Annotated in this window: 15 protein-coding genes; 7 read left to right on the top strand and 8 right to left on the bottom strand. The window is 70.9% G+C overall.

Going from position 1 to position 20,691, the window contains the following annotated elements; genetic code table 11:
* The first annotated feature begins 21 nt into the window (after positions 1 to 21).
* The 6 genes from AB0N17_RS37310 (at position 22) to AB0N17_RS37285 (ending at position 11,280) form a co-directional block, all read left to right on the top strand.
* Positions 22 to 1,026, top strand: coding sequence for a sugar ABC transporter permease (locus tag AB0N17_RS37310; protein ID WP_366016094.1), 1,005 nt, complete (start codon positions 22 to 24; stop codon positions 1,024 to 1,026).
* A gap of 19 nt (positions 1,027 to 1,045) precedes the next feature.
* Positions 1,046 to 1,951, top strand: a complete 906-nt coding sequence (locus AB0N17_RS37305; protein ID WP_366016093.1) for an ABC transporter permease subunit — start codon at positions 1,046 to 1,048, stop codon at positions 1,949 to 1,951.
* A 158-nt stretch (positions 1,952 to 2,109) separates the two neighbouring features.
* Entirely contained in the window at positions 2,110 to 3,843 is a 1,734-nt protein-coding gene (locus AB0N17_RS37300; RefSeq protein WP_366016092.1) for a glycoside hydrolase family 13 protein, read from the top strand.
* Positions 3,844 to 3,978: 135 nt separating this feature from the next.
* A complete protein-coding gene (locus AB0N17_RS37295) occupies positions 3,979 to 5,355 on the top strand; it encodes an alpha-amylase family protein (RefSeq protein WP_366016091.1) in 1,377 nt (458 codons plus the stop codon).
* Positions 5,356 to 5,515: 160 nt separating this feature from the next.
* Positions 5,516 to 10,888, top strand: coding sequence for a pullulanase-type alpha-1,6-glucosidase (gene pulA, locus AB0N17_RS37290; RefSeq protein ID WP_366016090.1), 5,373 nt, complete (start codon positions 5,516 to 5,518; stop codon positions 10,886 to 10,888).
* Positions 10,889 to 10,920: 32 nt separating this feature from the next.
* Positions 10,921 to 11,280: an isomerase gene (locus AB0N17_RS37285; protein ID WP_366016089.1), complete on the top strand. Its 360-nt coding sequence runs from the start codon at positions 10,921 to 10,923 to the stop codon at positions 11,278 to 11,280.
* A 12-nt stretch (positions 11,281 to 11,292) separates the two neighbouring features.
* On the opposite strand, the gene AB0N17_RS37280 is transcribed toward AB0N17_RS37285, so the two are convergent.
* The 5 genes from AB0N17_RS37280 to AB0N17_RS37260 all read right to left on the bottom strand — a co-directional run bounded on the left by AB0N17_RS37280 (position 11,293) and on the right by AB0N17_RS37260 (position 16,513).
* Positions 11,293 to 11,982, bottom strand: coding sequence for a TetR/AcrR family transcriptional regulator (locus AB0N17_RS37280; protein WP_366016088.1), 690 nt, complete (start codon positions 11,980 to 11,982; stop codon positions 11,293 to 11,295).
* Positions 11,983 to 12,018: 36 nt separating this feature from the next.
* Complete coding sequence (locus AB0N17_RS37275; RefSeq protein ID WP_366016087.1) at positions 12,019 to 13,068, bottom strand: PDR/VanB family oxidoreductase; 1,050 nt, start codon at positions 13,066 to 13,068, stop codon at positions 12,019 to 12,021.
* Positions 13,068 to 13,967: a metal-dependent hydrolase gene (locus tag AB0N17_RS37270; protein ID WP_366016086.1), complete on the bottom strand. Its 900-nt coding sequence runs from the start codon at positions 13,965 to 13,967 to the stop codon at positions 13,068 to 13,070. The genes AB0N17_RS37275 and AB0N17_RS37270 overlap by 1 nt, the downstream gene beginning before the upstream one ends.
* Before the next feature lie 69 nt (positions 13,968 to 14,036).
* Positions 14,037 to 15,944 (bottom strand): hypothetical protein, encoded by a 1,908-nt coding sequence (locus AB0N17_RS37265; RefSeq protein ID WP_366016085.1) that lies wholly within the window; start codon positions 15,942 to 15,944, stop codon positions 14,037 to 14,039.
* Positions 15,945 to 15,994: 50 nt separating this feature from the next.
* Positions 15,995 to 16,513, bottom strand: coding sequence for a tetratricopeptide repeat protein (locus AB0N17_RS37260; RefSeq protein WP_366016084.1), 519 nt, complete (start codon positions 16,511 to 16,513; stop codon positions 15,995 to 15,997).
* A gap of 95 nt (positions 16,514 to 16,608) precedes the next feature.
* Between AB0N17_RS37260 and AB0N17_RS37255 the strand changes: the two genes are divergently transcribed.
* On the top strand, positions 16,609 to 17,007 hold the full coding sequence (locus AB0N17_RS37255) for a hypothetical protein (RefSeq protein WP_366016083.1): 399 nt from the start codon (positions 16,609 to 16,611) through the stop codon (positions 17,005 to 17,007).
* A gap of 79 nt (positions 17,008 to 17,086) precedes the next feature.
* Here the strand turns inward: AB0N17_RS37255 and AB0N17_RS37250 are convergent, their stop codons facing one another.
* The 3 genes from AB0N17_RS37250 to AB0N17_RS37240 all read right to left on the bottom strand — a co-directional run bounded on the left by AB0N17_RS37250 (position 17,087) and on the right by AB0N17_RS37240 (position 20,686).
* A complete protein-coding gene (locus tag AB0N17_RS37250; protein ID WP_366016082.1) occupies positions 17,087 to 18,646 on the bottom strand; it encodes a DUF1996 domain-containing protein in 1,560 nt (519 codons plus the stop codon).
* Between the two features lie 136 nt (positions 18,647 to 18,782).
* A complete protein-coding gene (locus AB0N17_RS37245) occupies positions 18,783 to 19,436 on the bottom strand; it encodes a response regulator transcription factor (protein WP_366016081.1) in 654 nt (217 codons plus the stop codon).
* Positions 19,421 to 20,686, bottom strand: a complete 1,266-nt coding sequence (locus tag AB0N17_RS37240; RefSeq protein WP_366016080.1) for a sensor domain-containing protein — start codon at positions 20,684 to 20,686, stop codon at positions 19,421 to 19,423. The genes AB0N17_RS37245 and AB0N17_RS37240 overlap by 16 nt, the downstream gene beginning before the upstream one ends.
* Between the last annotated feature and the right edge of the window lie 5 nt (positions 20,687 to 20,691).

Here is a 20,691-nt window from a genome sequence, read left to right as displayed (position 1 = left end):
TCTCTTCGAAGGTGTCGAACCATGACAGTCGCCATCGACCGCGCGACCGGCAAGCGCCGCGGTGACCGCGCGCCTAGGCCCGGGCTGGGGCAGCGCCTGAAGAACGGCTACCAGAGGTACTGGTACGCCTACGCGATGATCGCCCCGGTGGTCGTCGTCCTCGCCGTCATCGTGGGCTACCCGCTGGTCCGCGGTGTCTACCTGACCTTCACCGACGCCAACAGCCTCAACTCGGCGCGCACGATCGGCGTCAACCACATCCCGGCCGCCTACAAGTTCATCGGGTTCGGCAACTACAAGGACATCCTGTTCGGCCCGCTGTCGTACGACCGGTTCTGGTCGCACTTCCTGTGGACCGTGGTCTGGACGGCCGGCTGTGTGGTCCTGCACTACGTCTTCGGCCTGGGCCTCGCGCTCATGCTCAACGAGAAGCTGCGCGGGCGCACCTTCTACCGGCTCCTGCTGGTCGTGCCCTGGGCCGTGCCCACCTTCGTCACGGTCTTCTCCTGGCGGATCATGCTCGCCGACTCCGGTGTGCTGAACCAGGTCCTGCACGCGGTGCACCTGCCGCAGCCGCAGTGGCTGGAGGACACCTTCTGGCAGCGGTTCGCCGCGATCATGGTCAACACCTGGTGCGGTGTGCCGTTCATGATGCTCTCGCTGCTCGGCGGACTGCAGTCCATCGACTCCTCGCTCTACGAGGCGGCCGAGATGGACGGCGCCAGCGCCTGGCAGCGGTTCCGGCACGTCACGCTGCCGGGGCTGCGCTCGGTCAGCTCCACCGTCGTCCTGCTCGGCATCATCTGGACCTTCAACCAGTTCGCCATCATCTTCCTGCTGTTCGGCCCGACCGGCGCCCCCGACGCGCAGATCCTCGTCACCTGGGCCTACTTCCTGGGCTTCGGACAGCAGCCGCGGGACTTCGCGCAGTCCGCCGCGTACGGCGTGCTGCTGCTGTCGGTCCTCACCGTCTTCACCTCCTTCTACTTCCGCTGGCTGAAGCGCAATGACCAGCTCGCCGTCTGACGCCGCAGGAGCCGCCGCCATGAGCACCACGACCCTCGAAAAGACCGAGGCCGGGCCCGCCCCCCTCGCGCGGCCCGCGCGCCGGACCCGCCGGCGCGGCGAGCGCGGCCCGCTCGGCGCCGCCCTCCTGCACGGCGGCCTCACCGTCGCGAGCCTCATCGCGCTCGCCCCGGTGGCCTGGCTGGTCTTCCTCTCGCTCGGCCCCGAGAAGGACGACTACCTGCACCCGGGCAAGATCCTGGGCAAGGCCACCTTCTCGAACTACAGCTTCGTGCTGCAGCACACGGCCTTCTTCGACTGGTTCAAGTCGACGATGATCGTGGCCGGCGGCACCACGCTGATCGGGGTCTTCGTCGCCGCCACCACCGGTTACGCGGTCTCCCGCATGCGCTTCCCCGGCTACAAGCAGCTGATGTGGGTCCTGCTGCTCACCCAGGCCTTCCCGATCGCCATCCTGATCGTGCCGATGTACGAGATCTTCAGCCAGCTGGATCTCATCGACACCTACTGGTCGCTGATCGTCATCAACTGCACCACGGCCGTGCCGTACAGCGCCTGGCTGCTCAAGGGGTACTTCGACACCATCCCCTTCGAGATCGACGAGGCCGGACGGGTCGACGGGCTCAGCCCCTTCGGCACCTTCTTCCGGCTGATCCTGCCGCTGGCCCGCCCGGGCCTGGCCGTGGCCGCCTTCTACAACTTCATCACCGCCGTCGGCGAGGTCGCCTTCGCGACGACCTTCATGCTGGACGACTCGAAGTACACCTTCGCCGTCGGTCTGCAGACCTTCGTCAGCGAGCACGACGCACAGTGGAACTACATGGCCGCCACCGCGGTGCTGATCGCGATACCCGTGTCGGTGTTCTTCTACCTCGTGCAGAAGAACCTCGTCACCGGCCTCACCGCCGGCGGCACGAAGGGCTGACGCCCTCCGCCGAAGAGAGGCTCCCGCGCGCCTGTCCGCGCGGGTAGGCGGCCGCGGTGCCCATCCGACCCCGCTGTCACCGCGGCCGCCTCGCACTCCCCGGCCCGCCGCCGATCCACGCCCACCATGACCCTGTTACGCAACGCATCAAGGACGCCATGAGCCAGCAGCACCCTGCCGCACCGGCCCACCCCACTGCCGTCGTCACCGCCGACCGCCGCCGCGACTGGTGGCGGGACGCGGTCATCTACCAGGTCTATCCGCGCAGCTTCGCCGACAGCAACGGCGACGGCATGGGCGACCTGGAGGGCGTACGCTCCCGCCTGCCCTACCTGCGCGACCTCGGCGTCGACGCCGTGTGGCTGAGCCCCTTCTACGCCTCCCCGCAGGCCGACGCCGGCTACGACGTCGCCGACTACCGCGCCGTCGACCCCATGTTCGGCAACCTGCTCGACGCCGACGCCCTGATCCGCGACGCCCACACCCAGGGGCTGCGGATCATCGTGGACCTGGTGCCCAACCACTCCTCCGACCAGCACGAGTGGTTCAAGCGCGCCCTCGCCGAGGGCCCCGGCTCCCCGCTGCGGGAGCGCTACCACTTCCGCCCCGGCAAGGGGAAGGACGGCGAACTGCCGCCCAACGACTGGGAGTCCATCTTCGGCGGCCCCGCCTGGACCCGGGTGACGGAGCCGGACGGCACCCCCGGCGAGTGGTACCTGCACCTCTTCGCCCCCGAGCAGCCCGACTTCAACTGGGAACACCCCGCGGTCGGCGACGAGTTCCGCTCCATCCTGCGCTTCTGGCTGGACATGGGCGTCGACGGCTTCCGCATCGACGTGGCCCACGGCCTGGTCAAGGCGGCCGGCCTGCCCGACCTCGGCGCCCACGACCAGCTCAAACTGCTGGGCAACGATGTCATGCCGTTCTTCGACCAGGACGGTGTGCACGAGATCTACCGCCAGTGGCGGCTGATCCTCGACGAGTACTCCGAAAGGAAGGGGCCCGAAGGGCCTTCCGCAGCAGGGCGGTGGCGGGAGACGGGCGGGCGAATCTTCGTGGCGGAGGCCTGGACCCCGACCGTCGAGCGCACCGCCCACTACGTCCGCCCCGACGAGCTGCACCAGGCCTTCAACTTCCAGTACCTGGGCACCGAGTGGGACGCGAAGGAGCTGCGCACGGTCATCGACCGCACGCTGGAGGCCATGCGTCCGGTCGGTGCCCCCGCCACCTGGGTCCTGTCCAACCACGACGTCACCCGGCACGCCACCCGCTTCGCCAACCCGCCCGGCCTCGGCACCCAGATCCGCACGGCCGGCGACCGGGAGCTGGGCCTGCGCCGCGCCCGCGCGGCCACCCTGCTCATGCTCGCGCTGCCCGGCTCGGCGTACATCTACCAGGGCGAGGAGCTGGGCCTGCCGGACGTCGTGGACCTCCCCGACGAGGTGCGCCAGGACCCGGCGTACTTCCGCGGCGCCGGCCAGGACGGCTTCCGCGACGGCTGCCGGGTCCCGATCCCGTGGGCCCGTACGGGCTCGTCGTACGGCTTCGGCAGCGGCGGCAGCTGGCTGCCCCAGCCCCCGGCCTGGGCCGAGCTGAGCGTGGAGGCGCAGACGGCTGTGCCCGGCTCCACCCTGGAGCTGTACCGGGCCGCGCTGAGCCTGCGCCGGTCGCAGCCCGACCTGGGCGCGGGCGACGCGGTGGAGTGGCTGCGCGCCCCCGAGGGCGTGCTGGCCTTCCGGCGCGGGGAGTTCGTGTGTGTCGCCAACACCACGGGGGAGTCGGTGACGTCCCCGGCGTACGGCCGGGTGCTGCTCGGCAGCGCGGAGGTCACCGAGGCCGACGGTGAGGCCAAGGTGCCCGCCGACACGACCGTGTGGTTCACCACGGCCTGACGCCCCGTCTGAAAGTTCTTGCATCAACTTCACAACGGCCCGCTGTCTTTCGGACAGCGGGCCTTTAACATCTGCGTCACCGCAAGTTTGCTGAAACATTTCAGCAAGCACCTTCAAGGACGAAGGAACCCCCACATGGCACGCAGAACCCTCCCCGCGGTGTGCGCCCTCGCGGCCGCCCTCTCGGTTGGCATGTACCCGACTACGGCGCAGGCCTCCCCGCCCGGCACCAAGGACGTCACCGCCGTCCTCTTCGAGTGGAACTACGCCTCGGTGGCCAAGGAGTGCACCACCACGCTCGGCCCCGCCGGCTACGGCTACGTCCAGGTCTCCCCGCCCGCCGAGCACATACAGGGCTCGCAGTGGTGGACGTCGTACCAGCCGGTGTCGTACAAGATCGCGGGCCGGCTCGGTGACCGCACCGCCTTCAAGAACATGATCGACACCTGTCACGCGGCCGGCCTGAAGGTCGTCGTCGACACCGTCGTCAACCACATGTCGGCGGGCAGCGGCACCGGCACGGGCGGCTCGTCGTACACGAAGTACGACTACCCGGGCCTGTACTCGGTCCACGACTTCGACGACTGCACCTCCCAGGTCACCAACTACCAGGACCGCTGGAACGTCCAGCACTGCGAACTCGTCGGCCTGGCCGACCTGGACACCGGCGAGGAGTACGTCCGCAAGACCATCGCCGGCTACATGAACGACCTGCTCTCGCTGGGCGCCGACGGCTTCCGCATCGACGCGGCCAAGCACATCCCCGCCGAGGACCTGGCGAACATCAAGTCCCGTCTGACGAACCCGTCCGTCTACTGGAAGCAGGAGGTCATCTACGGCGCGAACGAGGCCGTCCAGCCCTCCGAGTACACCGGCAACGGCGACGTCCAGGAGTTCCGCTACGCCTACGACCTCAAGCGGGTCTTCAACAACGAGAAGCTGGCCTACCTGAACAACTTCGGCGAGGGCTGGGGCTATCTGAGCAGCTCCGTGGCCGGAGTGTTCGTCGACAACCACGACACCGAGCGCAACGGCTCGACGCTGAACTACAAGGACGGCGCGAACTACACGCTGGCCAACGTCTTCATGCTCGCCTGGCCCTACGGCGCCCCGGACATCAACTCCGGCTACGAGTGGTCCGACGCGGACGCCGGCCCGCCCAACGGCGGCAAGGTCAACGCCTGCTGGCAGGACGGCTGGAAGTGCCAGCACGCCTGGCCGGAGATCAAGTCCATGGTCGCCTTCCGCAACGCCACCCGCGGCCAGTCGGTCACGAACTGGTGGGACGACGGCAACAACGCGATCGCCTTCGGCCGCGGCGGCAAGGGGTACGTGGCGATCAACCACGAGAGCGGCAGCCTGACCCGCACGTACCAGACGTCCCTGGCCGCCGGGACGTACTGCAACGTCCAGAACAACACGACGGTGACGGTGAACTCGAGCGGACAGTTCACCGCCACGCTCGGCCCGAACACCGCGCTGGCGGTCTACGCCGGCAAGTCGACCTGCTGAACCGGACGGTGGCCCGCACCGCCGCCCCACGGCGGTGCGGGCCGAACCGCTTGAAAATCCTTACCGATGGTTTCAGGACTCTTGCTGCAACCCTTTCGTCGGCGGTACGGTCGCGCGGGGTCGGTCCCAAGAGAGCCGCATGCGCTAGGAGTTACCGCCTGTGATACCGAGAGCGAGACGGGCCGCGGCCGTCACCGCCACAGCCCTCGCCGCCGCACTGATCCAGCCACTGGCCGCCCACGCGGCCGCCCCGCCCGCGCCCCCCTCGGACGCGGCGCTCGCCGCCCAGCCCGCCCGGCACGACGACACCCGCGAGCAGTTCTACTTCGTCATGCCGGATCGTTTCGCCAACGGGGACACGTCCAACGACGAGGGCGGCCTGACCGGATCCCGGCTCAGCACCGGCTACGACCCCACCGACAAGGGCTTCTACCAGGGCGGCGACCTCAAGGGCCTGACGAAGCGGCTGGACTACATCAAGGGGCTCGGCACGACCGCCATCTGGATGGCGCCGATCTTCAAGAACCGCCCGGTGCAGGGCACGGGCGCCAACGCCTCCGCCGGCTACCACGGCTACTGGATCACCGACTTCACCCGGGTCGACCCGCACTTCGGCACCAACCAGGACCTGAAGAACCTCATCTCCAAGGCGCACGCCAAGGGCATGAAGGTCTTCTTCGACGTCATCACCAACCACACCGCGGACGTCGTGGACCACAAGGAGAAGTCCTCCGACTACCTCTCCAAGGGCGCCTTTCCCTACCTGACCGAGGACGGCCGGCCCTTCGACGACGCCGATTACGCGGACGGCGGAGGAACGTTCCCGGCCGTCTCCCGCTCCTCCTTCCCGTACACCCCCGAGGTCACGAGCAGGAGCAAGGTCCCGGCCTGGCTCAACGACCCGACGATGTACCACAACCGGGGCGACTCCACGTTCGCCGGCGAGTCCGCCACCTACGGCGACTTCTCCGGCCTGGACGACCTGTGGACCGAGCGTCCCGAGGTCGTGCACGGCATGGAGAAGATCTACGAGCGGTGGGTGAGGGACTTCGCCGTCGACGGCTTCCGGATCGACACCGTCAAGAACGTCGACATGGGGTTCTGGACCCAGTGGGCGACCGCGCTCGACCGCTACGCGGCGGCGCACGGGCGGAAGAACTTCTTCATGTTCGGCGAGACCTACTCCGCCGACACCTCCGTCACCTCGCCGTACGTCACCCAGGGCCGCCTCGACGCCACCCTCGACTTCCCCTTCCAGGACGCGGTCCGCTCCTACGCCTCCCAGGGCGGCAGCGCGCAGAAGCTGGCGAGCGTCTTCGGTGACGACTACACGTACACGACCGACAAGGCCAACGCGTACGAGCAGGTCACCTTCCTCGGCAACCACGACATGGGCCGCATCGGGTACTTCCTGAAGCAGGACAACCCGAAGGCGACCGACGCCGAGATCCTGAAGAAGGACGAGCTGGCCGACGAGCTGATGTTCCTCAGCCGCGGCAACCCGGTCGTCTACTACGGCGACGAGCAGGGCTTCACCGGCTCCGGCGGCGACAAGGACGCCCGCCAGACCATGTTCGCCTCCAAGGTCGCCGACTACCTGGACGACGACGAGATCGGCACCGACCGCACCCACGCGAGCGACTCCTACGACACGAGCGCCCCGCTCTACCGGCGGATCGCCGCGCTCGCGAAGCTCCGCAGGGCCGAACCGGCCCTGACCGACGGCGTCCAGACCGAGCGGTACGCGGCCGACGGCGCCGGCATCTACGCCTTCACCCGTACCGACGTGAGGACCGGCCAGGAGTACGTGGTCGCCCTCAACAACGCGGGCGAGGCGAAGACGGCCACCTTCACGACCGGCTCGGCCGGCATGTCCTACCGGGGCGTCTACGGCGCCGAGGACTCCCTGAAGTCCGGCGCCGACCGGAAGCTCACCGTCACCGTCCCGGCCGGCTCCGCCGTCGTCTACAAGGCCGCCGGCACCCTCGCCCGGCCGGCCACCGCGCCGACCGTCACCCTGACGGCACCGGCCGCCGGAGCCACCGGGACCGTGGACGTCACCGCCGGGGTCGACGGCGGACAGCTGAACCGGGTCGTCTTCGCCGCGCAGGTCGGGAACGCCAAGTGGCAGGTCCTCGGCTCCGCCGACCACGCCCCGTACAAGGTCACCCAGACCATCGGCAAGGACGTGCCCGCCGGCACCGCGCTGCGCTACAAGGCCGTCGTCGTCGACACGGCCGGGCACACCGCGAGCGCCACGGCGAGCACCACCACCGGCACCCCGCCCGCGCCCGAGACGCCCACCGCCTCCTCCCGGGACTACGCGGTCGTCCACTACAAGCGCACCGACGGCGACTACGCCGACTGGGGCCTGTACGCCTGGGGCGACATCGCGGACGGCGAGGCCACGAACTGGCCGGCCAGCCACCCCTTCACCGGCCGGGACGCCTACGGCGCCTTCGCCTACGTCAAGCTCAAGCCCGGTGCCTCGAACGTCGGCTTCCTGGTCATCGACAAGGACGGCACCAAGGACGTCTCAGCCGACCGGTCCATCGACGTCACCCGGACGGGTGAGGTGTGGATCGAGCAGGGCAAGCCGGACGTCCTGACGCAGAAGCCCGGCTACCCCGCGCAGGACAAGACCAAGGCGGTCATCCACTACCACCGCGCCGACGGGAACTACGACGGCTGGGGCCTGCACGTCTGGACGGGTGCCGCGAACCCCACCGACTGGTCGGACCCGCTGAAGCCGGTGAAGACTGATGCCTATGGCGCGGTCTTCGAGGTGCCGCTCACCGCGGGTGCCACCAGCCTCAGCTACATCATCCACAAGGGCGACGAGAAGGACCTCGCCGCCGACCAGTCCCTGGACCTCAAGGCCGACGGCTACGAGGTGTGGCGGTTGAACGGCCAGGAGGAGTACCTGCTGCCGCAGCCCGCGGGCAGCGCCGCCGCGGTCGACCTGACCACGTCCAAGGCGATCTGGATCGACCGGGACACCGTCGCCTGGAACGGCGCGGACGGCGCCGCCTCCACCCAACTGCTGTACTCCCACGACGGCTCCATCGCCGCCAAGGACGGGGCACTGACCAGCGACGACGAGCGCTGGCTGCGGCTGGAGAAGACCACGCTGACCGACGCCCAGAAGGCGAAGTTCCCGCACCTGAAGGACTACACCGCCTGGTCGGTGGACCCGCGCGACCGGGACCGGGTGCGCGAGGCGCTCACGGGCCAGCTCGTGGCCTCGCAGCGGGCCGCGAACGGTGCCGTGCCGGCCGCGACCGGCGTGCAGATCGCGGGCGCGCTGGACGACCTGTACCCGGGCGCGACCAAGGCGAAGCTCGGTCCCGTCTTCCACGACGGCAGGCCCACGCTCTCCGTCTGGGCGCCCACGGCCCAGTCCGTGCGGCTCGACCTGGACGGCTCGCTCAAGACCATGCACCACGACGCCGCGACCGGCGTGTGGTCCGTCACCGGCCCGGCGTCCTGGAAGGGCAAGCCCTACCGGTACGTCGTGAAGGTGTGGGCGCCCAGCGTCCGCAAGATCGTCACCAACAAGGTCACCGACCCCTACTCGGTCGCCCTCACCGCGGACTCCGCGCGCAGCCTCGTCGTCGACCTGGACGACCGGTCCCTCGCACCGAGCGGCTGGGCGGGGCTGCACAAGCCCAGGGCGGTACCGCTGAAGGACGCGCAGATCCAGGAGCTGCACGTCCGGGACTTCTCGGTGGCCGACAAGACCGTCCCGGGCAAGCACCAGGGCACCTACCTGGCCTTCACCGACAAGGACAGCGACGGCTCCAGGCACCTGCGGCAGCTGGCGAAGTCCGGCACGTCGTACGTCCACCTCCTGCCCGCCTTCGACTTCGCCACCGTCCCGGAGAAGAAGGCCGACCAGGCGAGCACCGACTGCGACCTCGCCTCCTACCCGGCCGACTCCGACAAGCAGCAGGAGTGCGTGGCGAAGACCGCCGCGAAGGACGCCTTCAACTGGGGCTACGACCCGTACCACTACACGGTCCCCGAGGGCTCGTACGCCACCGACCCGGACGGCACGGCCCGTACGGTCCAGTTCCGCAAGATGGTCCAGGCGCTCAACCAGGACGGCCTCAGGGTCGTCATGGACGTCGTCTACAACCACACGGCGGCCAGCGGCCAGGCGGACACCTCCGTGCTCGACAGGATCGTGCCCGGCTACTACCAGCGGCTGCTCGCCGACGGCACGGTGGCCAACAGCACCTGCTGCTCCAACACCGCACCCGAGAACGCGATGATGGGCAAGCTGGTCGTCGACTCGATCGTCACCTGGGCCAAGGAGTACAAGGTCGACGGGTTCCGCTTCGACCTCATGGGACACCACCCGAAGGCCAACATCCTCGCGGTCAGGAAGGCCCTCGACGCGCTGACCCTGGAGAAGGACGGCGTCGACGGCAAGAAGATCATCCTGTACGGCGAGGGCTGGAACTTCGGCGAGGTCGCGAACGACGCCCGGTTCGTGCAGGCCACGCAGGCGAACATGGCCGGCACCGGCATCGCCACCTTCTCCGACCGCGCCCGTGACGCGGTGCGCGGCGGCAGCCCCTTCGACTCCGACCCCGGCGTCCAGGGCTTCGCGTCCGGCCTCTACACCGACCCCAACTCCTCCACCGCCAACGGCTCGAAGGAGGAGCAGAGGGCCCGGCTGCTGCACTACCAGGACCTGATCAAGGTGGGTCTCAGCGGCAACCTCGCCAAGTACCGCTTCACCGGCACCGACGGCAAGGAGGTCACCGGAGCCGGGATCGACTACAACGGCTCGCCCGCCGGATACGCGGACGCGCCCGGCGATGCCCTCGCCTACGTGGACGCGCACGACAACGAGTCCCTCTTCGACGCGCTGACCTACAAGCTGCCGAAGGACACCCCGGCCGCCGACCGGGCCCGGATGCAGGTCCTGGCGATGGCCACGGCGGCCCTCTCGCAGGGGCCGGCCCTCTCCCAGGCGGGCACCGACCTGCTGCGTTCGAAGTCCCTGGACCGCAACTCCTTCGACAGCGGGGACTGGTTCAACGCCATCCACTGGAACTGCGCCGACGGCAACGGCTTCGGTCGCGGGCTGCCCATGGCCGCCGACAACCAGTCCAAGTGGGAGTACGCCAAGCCGCTGCTGACCTCGGTCAAGGTGGGCTGCGCGCAGATCACCGGCGCCTCGGCCGCCTACCAGGACCTGCTGCGGATCCGTACGACCGAGCAGGCGTTCTCGCTCGGCACCGCCGCGCAGGTGCAGGACCGGCTGTCCTTCCCGCTGTCCGGCAAGGACGAGACGCCCGGGGTGATCACGATGAAGCTGGGCGACCTGGTCGTCGTCTTCAACGCCACCCCGCAGCGGCAGGAGCAGAAGATCACCGGTCTGGCCGGCACGCACTACCGGCTGCACCCGGTGCAGGCCTCCGGCGCCGACGCGGTGGTCAAGACCTCCTCCTACGCGGCCGGCTCGGGCAGCTTCACCGTCCCGGCGCGGACGGTGGCGGTCTTCACCCGGGCGGGGAAGTAGGGTCGGGGCGTCGTCGCAGAACAGGAGTGCCCATGCCGCAGATCACCGTCGACTACTCGTCCCCGGTCGAGGACCAGTTCGACCTGGCCGGTTTCGCGCGGGCGCTGCACGAGGCGACCGTCGAGATCGCCGGGGCGAGGCCCGAGGCGTGCAAGACGCTGTTCCGGTACAGCGACTGGCGCGCGTTCGGGTACGAGGACCCGGAGAAGCACGCGATCTTCCACGTGACCTTCGGGCTGCTCGCCGGACGCACCGACGAGACGAAGGCGAGGCTGACGGAGACGGCGCTCGAACTGCTCCGCACGTACGTGCCGCCGGAGGACGGCGTCACCCTGCACGCCTCCGCCGAGGTCCGCGACCTCGACCCCTCCTACCGCAAGTACGAGGGTTAGGGCGTACGAGGGTCAGGACCCCAGGGTGACCAGCCGGCCGACGAGCTCCGCGAAGGGGCCGTCGGCCGGCTCGTCCTTGACCATGGTGCGCAGCAGGTCGGCCATGTCCGCGTCGTAGGCGGCGCTGACCGCGGCCAACGCGGCGAAGTCGTGCACGAGCTGCAGCTGCAGCTCGGCGCGCGGGACACGGCGGCCGTCCAGCCAGATCAGGGCGGTGGACTCGGCGAGCGAGATCCAGGAGCGGACGACCAGCTCCAGGCGCGGGGAGGCCTCCGTGACGCCCAGATGCGTCAGCATCTGGTCATAGGCGGCCTGCCGCACGGAGTCGATGAGCGCGTTCGTCGTCGAGGAGCCGACGGCGGGACCGCCGCGCATCAGCGCCGAGAAGCCGGGGCCGTGCTCGTCCACGAAGTCGAAGTAGCGGCCCATCACCCGCAGCAGCCGGGTGCCGAGCGGGCCCTCGTGCGGCTCGGCGAACCGGTCCGCCAGATCCTCCGCGGCACGCTTCAACGCGGCCTCGTACAGGCTGAGTTTGCCGGGGAAATAGTGGTAGACGAGCGGGCGCGAGATGCCCGCCGCCGACGCTATCTCGTCGATGGAGACCTCGTCGGGCGAGCGTCGGCTGAACAGGTCGAGGGCGACGCCGATCAGCTGCTGCCGCCGCTCCTCGACGCCCATCCTGCGGCGAACCCCGGTACTCATGCGAACACTTTACCGATCGGTTCCAGCCGCCGGTGTTCACATGTCGAGCACCAGGTGATCGCCCCGGGCCCGGGACACGCAGATCAGCATCGAGTCGCCCCGTTCGGCGTCCGTCAGCAGCTCGTCCCGGTGATCCACCTCGCCCTCCAGCACCCGCTGTTGGCAGGTCCCGCAGAACCCCTGCTCACAGGAGTAGGCGGTGTCCGGCAGCTCGCGGCGTACGGCGGCCAGCACGGTGGAGCCGGCCGGGACGGTCAGCGTCCTCCCGCTGCGGCGCAGTTCGAGGGAGAAGCCCGTGTCGCCGCCGGCAGACGCACGCGGGGCGAACCGCTCCAGGTGCAGCGTGGCCCCCGCGGGCAGCCGGGCCTCGACCGCCTCCGTCAGCCCCTCCGGACCGCAGACGTAGACGGCGGTCCCCTCCGCCGTGGCCGCGAACAGCGCGTCCAGGTCGGGGCGCCCGTCCGTGTCCTCGGCGACGACCGTGAGCCGGTCCCCGGCGAGCTTGCGCACCTCCTCCAGGAACGGCATCGAGGCCCGGGTCCGTCCGCCGTACAGCAGCCGCCACTCGGCGCCCTCCGGCAGGGCCCGCAGCATGGCCAGGACCGGGGTGATGCCGATACCGCCGGCGACGAAGACGTACGCGGGCGCCTCGACGAGCGGGAAGCGGTTCCGGGGGCCCCGCACCTCCAGCTCCATGCCCTCGGTGAGCTGCTCGTGCACCTCCCGGGAGCCGCCCCGGCCGTCTTCCACGAGCCGCGTGGCGACCGTGTACGAGGAGCCGTCCTCGGGGTCGCCGCACAGCGAGTACTGGCGCACGAGCCCCGAGGGCAGCACCAGGTCGAGATGGGCCCCGGGCTCCCAGCGCGGCAGGTCACGGCCGTCCAGACGCAGTTGTACGACACCGTCGGCGATCGTCTCGTGCGAGGTGAGCTGCAGCCGCAGCGCCCGAGAGCGCGGCCGGCCGGAGAGCGGCGGGTCGAGGGCGGGCAGCGGCCACAGCGGCGAGACCCGGACCCGGCGGCGCAGCGCCCGCCGGGTCAGCAGGGCGGCGCCGGCGACGAGTGCGACGGTGCGCAGCTTCGGCATCAGGCGGCCTCCCGCTTCTGAGCGGCGAGCGCGGCCGGGGAGGCCGCGAGGTAGGCCACGGCCTGGGCGGTGGAGCACTCGTGGGAGGGGTGGTAGGCGCGGCTGAGGTAGCGGGGGATGGACCGCAGCATGTCGCCCGTGGCGGGCAGGGTGCCCTGCCGGCCGCGCTGGTAGAAGTCCTTGACGGAGGCCTTGGCGTCGACGAGGGTCGGGTCGTTCTCCATGAAGAAGCGGGTCCCGCGCTGCCACAGGAACACCAGGGCCGAGAAGGCCAGCGCCCAGGTGCGCGCCCGGCGCCGGTAGCCGCCGTCGACGTGCAGGAAGAGGTCGAAGGCGACCGAGCGGTGCTCGACCTCCTCGGCGCCGTGCCAGCGCAGCAGGTCCAGCATGGTGGGGTCGGCGCCGCGCCGGTCCAGCTCGGCGGCGTTGAGCACCCAGTCGCCGAGGAACGCGGTGTAGTGCTCGATGGCCGCGATCAGGGCGATCCGCTCCAGCAGCCACCAGCGGCGGGCCCGGCCCGGCGGCAGCGTGCGGTCGCCGAGCAGCTTCTCGAAGAACCAGTCGACCTGCGCGGTGTACGGCGTCGGGTCGAGGCCCAGCTCGCGCAGGTGCGGCAGCACCTCGTCGTGGGCCTGGGAGTGCATGGCCTCCTGCCCGATGAACCCGACGACGTCCTCGCGGAGCCGGTCGTCCCGGATCAGCGGCAGCGCCTGCTTGTAGACGTGCACGAACCACCGCTCACCGGCGGGCAGCAGCAGATGCAGCACGTTGATGGTGTGCGTGGTGAACGGGTCCCCGGGCACCCAGTGCAGCGGCGTGTCCTCCCACGAGAAGGACACGTTGCGGGCCTTGAGCGGGATGCGCTCGGACTCCACCGGCCGGGCCTGCGTGTTAGACATGGCGTCAATCTACTGGCGGGTAGACGGTGTGAGAACCCCTTCGACCCACCTTGTTGACGCCGATGTCAGCTAGCGGAGCCCGGTGATCGACCGCCCGTCCGTGAGCGTCCCGCCCAGGTCGGCCCGGGCCCCCTGCTCGGCCCGGGCCACCAGCAGCGGTCCCGGCCCGGCGGCGGTGACCCCGCCCTTCGCGCGGATCGACGCCGTGTCCCTGTCGCCCGCCGCCAGCAGATACCAGTGCCCGGCCCGGGACTTCCACAGCACCCCGGCCAGCACATGCGGATCACGCGGCCCGCAGGCCCGCACGTCCGTGCCCTTGGCGACGACCGCCCCGACCGGGCCGCCCGGCGTCCGGAACTGGGCCAGCGCCGCCGTCCCGTCGCCGCGCCAGGTCTCGGCCCTGGTGCACACCCAGCCGGCCGCCCCGCTGCCGTCGGGCAGCGGCTGGTCGGCGTAGGCCCAGGCGTTGACGCTGCGGATGCCCGCCGAGCGCTCGGCCGACAGGGAGCAGGCGAAGGGCGCCCAGTCCCGCAGCCCCCGCGCGCCCACGGCCTCGCCGGCCGAGTCCGGCCGGCCGGCCGTCAGATGGGCCGGGACCAGCTCGCCGAGGTCGGTGGAGAGCCGGGTGCCGGAGACGTCGGTCAGCTGGAGCACGGTCCACGAGCTGCACCTGCCGGGCTGCAGCGCGGGGCTGGTCAGCGGGGCGGTGACCCCGCCGGACACGGTCAGCGGGGTCGCGGGGGAGTCCGGCTTCATCAGGTCCCGCGAGGCCGCCTTCCGCACCCACGGCGCGGTCAGATAGCGGACGTTGCCGTCGGAGCGGCCCAGCACGAGCGCGCCCGCCTCGGCGCCGGTCGCGCCGTCGACCCGGGCGAAGTCGAGGGCCGCGCCCTGCGTGCCGTCCGCCGGCTCGGCGTAGCGGACGATGCGCAGGCCGTCGTACAGCATCACCACCCGGACGTTGTCGACCTGTCCCGCGTACAGCAGCTGGGGCGGGCCGGCCGGGCCGCCGGTCTGGGTGCCGGGCGTGGCCGAGACCCGGACCGCCTCTCCGGGCCGGGCCCACACGGCGAGGGCGCGGCGCAGCAGGTCGCGGTCGCCGGTGAGCGGGCCGCGCGCGGGCCACACGGAGAAGTCGGTGCGCGCGGACGTCTCCCAGGCGGTGGGGGAGACGCGGGTCAGTCCGGCCGGGTCGAGGGCCGCCTCGGCGGACGGGTTCTCGGCGTAGACGGGCGCGGCGGCGCCGTCCGGACCCCAGCCGCCGCCGGGCAGGGCGATCAGCGCCCCGCACACCGCGAGCGCGGCGGCGGCGGCGAGGGCGGCCTTGGTGTGCTGGCGGCGGCGCATCAGATCGGTCGGCCGCACCTGCAGCGAGCAGGGGTCGAACTCGGAGGAGGACAGCAGCGCGGGCTGCGTGGGCACGCCGTTCGCCGCGGCCAGCGCGCCGCCCGGGTCGTCGACCCCGGCGGCCTCGAGGAGCGCGCGGATGCCGGCGTCGGGCAGGTTCTCCAGGCCGCGCAGCACATACGCGGCGCGGGCCGGTCCGGACAGGGCGGACAGCCGCTGGTCCAGGGCGAGTTCGTCGGCGCCGCCCGAACGCGGGAACAGCTTGAGGCCCCACACCTGGGGCAGCAGCGGCGGGAGCTGGGCGAGCCGCGGCAGACCCGAGCGGGGGCGGGCCGCCGCCAGCGCCGCCCGCAGCACGCGCTCGCGGAGACAGGCGTATCCCGGATCGCCGTCCCGGCCCGAGGCCTGGGCCGGGATCAGGGACGCCTGCTTGCGGCCCCGGGGCAGCGCCCGCTGGACGAGGGAGTGTGCGGTCAGGACGCGGCGGCCGCGGCCGAGGCCCGGCGGCAGCACCAGGTAGGCGATCCGGACCAGTCGTGGGTAGTGCTCGACGAGCGCGGCCTCGGCCTGCTCGACGTCGACCGGGCCGGAGGCGAGCGCGTGACGCGGGGCTACATCCTGTGACTGCACGTCGGGGAAAACGAGCGAACCGGTCGTTGGTCACCGCCGAGCGGGTGGTTTCAGTCCTCCGGCTCGACCAGCAGCCGCGCGTAGTTGGCCATCGACCGCTGGTAGCGCGGCAGATGAGGGGCCAGCGCGCCGAGCACCAGGGACAGGCCCTCACGGTCGCGGCCGAGGCTGGACAGGCACAGGGCGAGGCAGGCCCGCACCGCGTCGTCCAACTCGTCGGAGGGCGCGTCCAGTTCGGGGGTGAGCAGCTTGACGCCCTCCTCCGCCTGGCCGACGTTGCGCAGCGAACTGGACATCTGGATCTTGGCCCGGCGCCCCTTGTAGCCGCTGAGCCCACGGGCCAGCGCCTCCCGGTACAGCGGCACCGCGTTGTCCGAGTGCCCGGTCGAGTCCCAGGCGCAGGCCTGCTCGAAGGGGCCCAGCGGGCTGTCGTCCGGCAGTTCGGCGACGAGCCCGTCGATCAGCGCGCGGAACTCCTGCGCGCGCTCCTCCGGATAGTCGTCGAAGGTGGCCCAGGCGGCGGCCACACGGTCTTCCCAGTTCTCGTTCACCGGGTCACCTTCGCACACCCGTGCCCCTGCGGCACCGGAATTGAGCGGACGGACGCCGGCAGCCGTATCCGAAGGAGCTGAGGCATGCTGGGCCCACAGGACCGGAGGAACAGATGAGGGTGACACGACTGCTGGCGGCCGCCGCGGCCGTCCTGGCGCTGGCGGGCTGCGGCTCGGGCGGGGACACCAAGGCGGTCCCGCCGACCGCGACCGGCAGTCTGGAGCGCCTGGCCGCCGAGGTGAAGTGCAAGCCGAACATGCAGACCGACGCCGACGAGATCCGCCAGGCCATCTGCGACAACAGGGACGGGAAGTTCATCCTCGCCACCTTCGCCACCGACCGCGGCCAGCGCGAGTGGATCAACGACGCCAAGGACTACGGCGGTTACTACCTGGTCGGCCGCAAGTGGGTCGCCGTCGGTGACGACGGCGTGGTCAAGGCGCTGCGCGGCACGCTCGGCGGGGACGTGGAGATCGGCACCGACCACCACGCGCACTCCCACTCGGGCTGAACCGGTCCCGCGCACACGGGAAGGCCGGTGACGGGAGGGGGTTCCGTCACCGGCCTCGTTCGTGGCCCGCGTCAGATGGTCAGGCGCAGTTCTGGCCGCGGTTGACGCAACTGGCGATCCGGTTGGCCAGGCCGCCGGTCGTGACGCTGATGAAGTCGTCGTGGTCGGTCGCCGGCTTGTGCAGCTGCTCCGGGAAGCCGTCCACGGCGTAGGCGTTCTTCACCTGGCCGTTCTGGATCGTCGGCGGCGTGATGTCGTACACCAGGCGCATCGTCAGCTGCGGGATCGCCTTGAAGCCGTTCCCGCAGACACCGCTCGCCGGGTCGGCGAACGCCACGTGCGTACGGTGGTTGGCGCTGTCGATGTTCTGCCCGTCCCAGCAGCTCTGGAAGGCGAACGTCCGCACCACCTTGCTGCCCTGCGGGCAGATCGGGTACTGCTGCGTCAGCTGGACCTTGTTCTCGAAGCCGGTGCAGCTCCAGTGCGCGTTGGCGTTGGCCAGACCGTTGGTGGTGGTCTTGGCGTCACCGGTGATGATGCGCAGGAACTGCGGCATCGCGACGACCTTGCTCGCCGGGCTGCCCACGTACTTGATCTGGGCCTGCACCGGGGTCAGGATCTTGCCGACGTTGCCTTCCTTGCCACCGCCGTCCGCGTTCTGGTCGAAGTCCTGCGAGCCGTCCTGGACGCGGACCACCGGCCAGTAGTACGACGACAGGTCGTTCCTGTTCTGGCAGCTGGTGCCGCCCTGCAGGAACGTCTGGTTGCTGGAGAACGCGTTGACCTTCTGGTTGCCGACGTAGTCGTGCAGGTGGTGCGCGCCGTTGGTCACGCCGGGCGCCACGATCACGTTGTCCGTGTTGTGGTTCTTGTTGGCGTTGACACCGCAGCGCGTGGTGAAGGTGCCGGTCGAGGCGTTCTGCAGCTGGCGCGGCTTGCCCTGGACGTTCGGCGCGACCTTGGTGATGTCGACGAAGTCGGCCGCGACCGGGCCGTTGCCGGCCTGCCCGCCGATGTTCTGCCCGGCGTTGCCCTGCTGCTGGCCGCCCTGCTGCTGGCCGCCTTGCTGCTGGCCGCCCTGCTGCTGACCACCGGTGTTCTGCTGCTGCCCGCCGGTGTTCTGCTGCTGACCACCGCTGTTCCCCCCAGCGGTGGTCTGGTTCGCGGACTGCGTCGTACAGGCGGCGAGCTGCTTGAGCGAGTTGTCGAAGGAGCCGCCGACCCGCTGGATGTCGATCCTGATCCGGTCGATCGTCGCCGACCGCTTCTCCTTGAGCGGGCCGACGATCGAGTTCTGCACGAAGCTCGGGTCCTTGGCCTGCGCGTCCCGCGTGGAGGCGAGCCGGTTGTAGGCCTCGGTGACCTGCCGGTCGAGGTTCGCCAGCTCCCGCGCCACGCCGTAGCGGGCCCGGCTCGGCACGTTCGTCAGCTTCTGCTGGACGTCCGGGCAGGAGATCGTCGCGACCTGCGCCGTCGACGCCTTCGTCTGGTTGCCTCCCCACGACTGGTTGCCCGGCTCGTGCGCCGAGGCGTAGAAGTTCGCCCAGATCAGCCCGCCCCCACCGAGCGCTAGGGCCGCCGATGCGGCTATGGCCTTGGTGGCCAGCGGCGTACGGCGTTTTCGTGTGTTGCGTCCCATGGAACTCCTCTGACTTCCTTGCGGGGCAGCATCGAGGCGCCCGACAGGAGTGAAGCGGCGCCCTTCCATACGGACGCCGCCCCAGAGGTGTTCACCGGTCTCACAAATTCCTCGCGGAAACAGCCGAGTTGGCAGGTCAGCGTTCCCGGTCGAGATGGGCGAGCACGGCCAGCACGCGCCGGTTGTCGTCGTCCGACACCTCCAGGCCCAGCTTGGTGAAGATGTTGGAGGTGTGCTTGGCGACGGCCCGCTCCGTCACCACGAGCTGCGCCGCGATGCCCGCGTTCGACCGGCCCTGCGCCATCAGTTCCAGCACCTCCAGCTCACGCGGGGTGAGCCGGGCGAGCGGCCGGTCGTCGGCGGCCCGCCGGGACAGCAGCTGCTGGATCACCTGCGGATCCATCGCCGTACCGCCCGCCGCCACCCGGCGTACCGCGTCCACGAACTGCTCCGCGTCGAACACCCGGTCCTTCAGCAGGTAGCCCACCCCGCCGGTGCCGTCGGCGAGCAGCTCGCGCGCGTACAACTGCTCCACGTGCTGGGAGAGGACCAGCACCGGAAGCCCGGGCCGCGCCCGCCGGGCCGCGAGCGCGCACTGCAGGCCCTCGTCGGTGTGCGTGGGCGGCAGCCGTACGTCGACCACGGCGACGTCCGGCTCCAGCTCCGCCAGCGCCCTGGTCAGTTCCGGGCCGGACTCGACGGCGGCGGCGATCTCGAAGCCGAAGGCCTCCAGCATTCGCACCAGCCCGTCGCGCAGCAGGAAGAGGTCTTCGGCTAGGACAACGCGCACGGCATCTCCATGGTCACCAGGGTGGGTCCGCCGGCGGGGCTGCTGACGGCCAGGACGCCGTCGAATGTACCGAGCCGGCGCTCGACGCCGGCGAGCCCCGACCCGGCCCCGACCGTCGCACCGCCCTTGCCGTTGTCGGTCACCGTGATCCGCAGCATGCCGTCCGCGTGGTGCAGGTCCACCCAGATCCGGTCGGCGCCGGAGTGCTTGACGGCGTTGGTGAGGACCTCGCTGACCGCGAAGTACGCGGCCGACTCCACGGGGGCGTCCGCGCGGCCGGGCAGCTCCACGGTCACCTCCGTGGGCAGCGGCAGCCGCAGCGCCAGCGCCCGCACGGCGTCGCCGAGGCCGCGTTCGGCGAGGACCGGCGGATGGATGCCGCGCACCAGGTCGCGCAGCTCCTCCAGGGCCTCCGCCGAGTTCCGGCGGGCCTGGGCGAGCAGCCGCTTGGCCTGGGCCGGGTCCCGTTCGATCAGCATCTCGACGGTCCCGAGGTCCATGCCCATGGCGACGAGCCGGGCCTGCGCGCCGTCGTGCAGGTCCCGCTCGATGCGCCGCAGCTCGGCGGCGGAGGTGTCCACGGCGTCCTGCCGGGTCTCCGTCAGCACCCGTACCCGCTCGGTGAGTTCCCCGATGCCGGTGCCGAGGACGGCCCGGGTGAGCGTGAAGTGGACGGTCAGCAGGCGGGAGGTGTAGCGCAGGGCCACGACCAGGAGCGCGGCGGCCAGCACGGCGGCGGCCAGCGCGGTCCATGTGCCCTGGACCGGCACGAAGAGATACCAGTACGGCCCGTCCTCCACCCGCCACAGCCCGGCCGCCACCGCGAACCCCTCCAGGGGGTAGAGCAGCAGCAGCGCCGGGACCAGGGCCGTGACGAAGCCCGCCGTCATGTCCACCGGCAGCCAGCGCACGTCCCGCCAGGTCTGCGGGTCGCGGAGCATGACGGAGGTGCGGGTCCACGGCCAGGCGCCGGACGGGACCGGCCGGTACGCCGACGCGATCCGCACCCCGCACCACTCGGCCGCGAGCCGCTTGCGGGTCTCCGCCAGAGCCCGTACGCCGCTCAGGGCCATCGGCGTCGTGACGAGCCCGATCCCGAGGGGGATCAGCGCGAGCGACACAAGGGTCAGGACGAGGAACACCACGCTGAACGGCAGCACGGAGAGGGCCAGTACCAGTCCCCGTACGGCGGCCAGCGCCGTCTCCCGGGCGCGGGTACGTCGGTCGTCGCTCTTGCTGTGGGTGTTCATGGCGT

The organism is Streptomyces sp. NPDC051133, from assembly GCF_040682635.1.
Lineage (GTDB): Bacteria > Actinomycetota > Actinomycetes > Streptomycetales > Streptomycetaceae > Streptomyces.
Note: the sequence above shows the minus strand (reverse complement) of the source record. Positions and strands in the feature narration are given on the sequence as shown.

Coding starts and splice junctions, on each gene's coding strand:
- AB0N17_RS37310 (WP_366016094.1), top strand. CDS start 22: ATGACAGTCGCCATCGACCGCGCGACCGGCAAGCGCCGCGGTGACCGC.
- AB0N17_RS37305 (WP_366016093.1), top strand. CDS start 1,046: ATGAGCACCACGACCCTCGAAAAGACCGAGGCCGGGCCCGCCCCCCTC.
- AB0N17_RS37300 (WP_366016092.1), top strand. CDS start 2,110: ATGAGCCAGCAGCACCCTGCCGCACCGGCCCACCCCACTGCCGTCGTC.
- AB0N17_RS37295 (WP_366016091.1), top strand. CDS start 3,979: ATGGCACGCAGAACCCTCCCCGCGGTGTGCGCCCTCGCGGCCGCCCTC.
- AB0N17_RS37285 (WP_366016089.1), top strand. CDS start 10,921: ATGCCGCAGATCACCGTCGACTACTCGTCCCCGGTCGAGGACCAGTTC.
- AB0N17_RS37280 (WP_366016088.1), bottom strand. CDS start 11,982: ATGAGTACCGGGGTTCGCCGCAGGATGGGCGTCGAGGAGCGGCGGCAG.
- AB0N17_RS37275 (WP_366016087.1), bottom strand. CDS start 13,068: ATGCCGAAGCTGCGCACCGTCGCACTCGTCGCCGGCGCCGCCCTGCTG.
- AB0N17_RS37270 (WP_366016086.1), bottom strand. CDS start 13,967: ATGTCTAACACGCAGGCCCGGCCGGTGGAGTCCGAGCGCATCCCGCTC.
- AB0N17_RS37255 (WP_366016083.1), top strand. CDS start 16,609: ATGAGGGTGACACGACTGCTGGCGGCCGCCGCGGCCGTCCTGGCGCTG.
- AB0N17_RS37250 (WP_366016082.1), bottom strand. CDS start 18,646: ATGGGACGCAACACACGAAAACGCCGTACGCCGCTGGCCACCAAGGCC.
- AB0N17_RS37240 (WP_366016080.1), bottom strand. CDS start 20,686: ATGAACACCCACAGCAAGAGCGACGACCGACGTACCCGCGCCCGGGAG.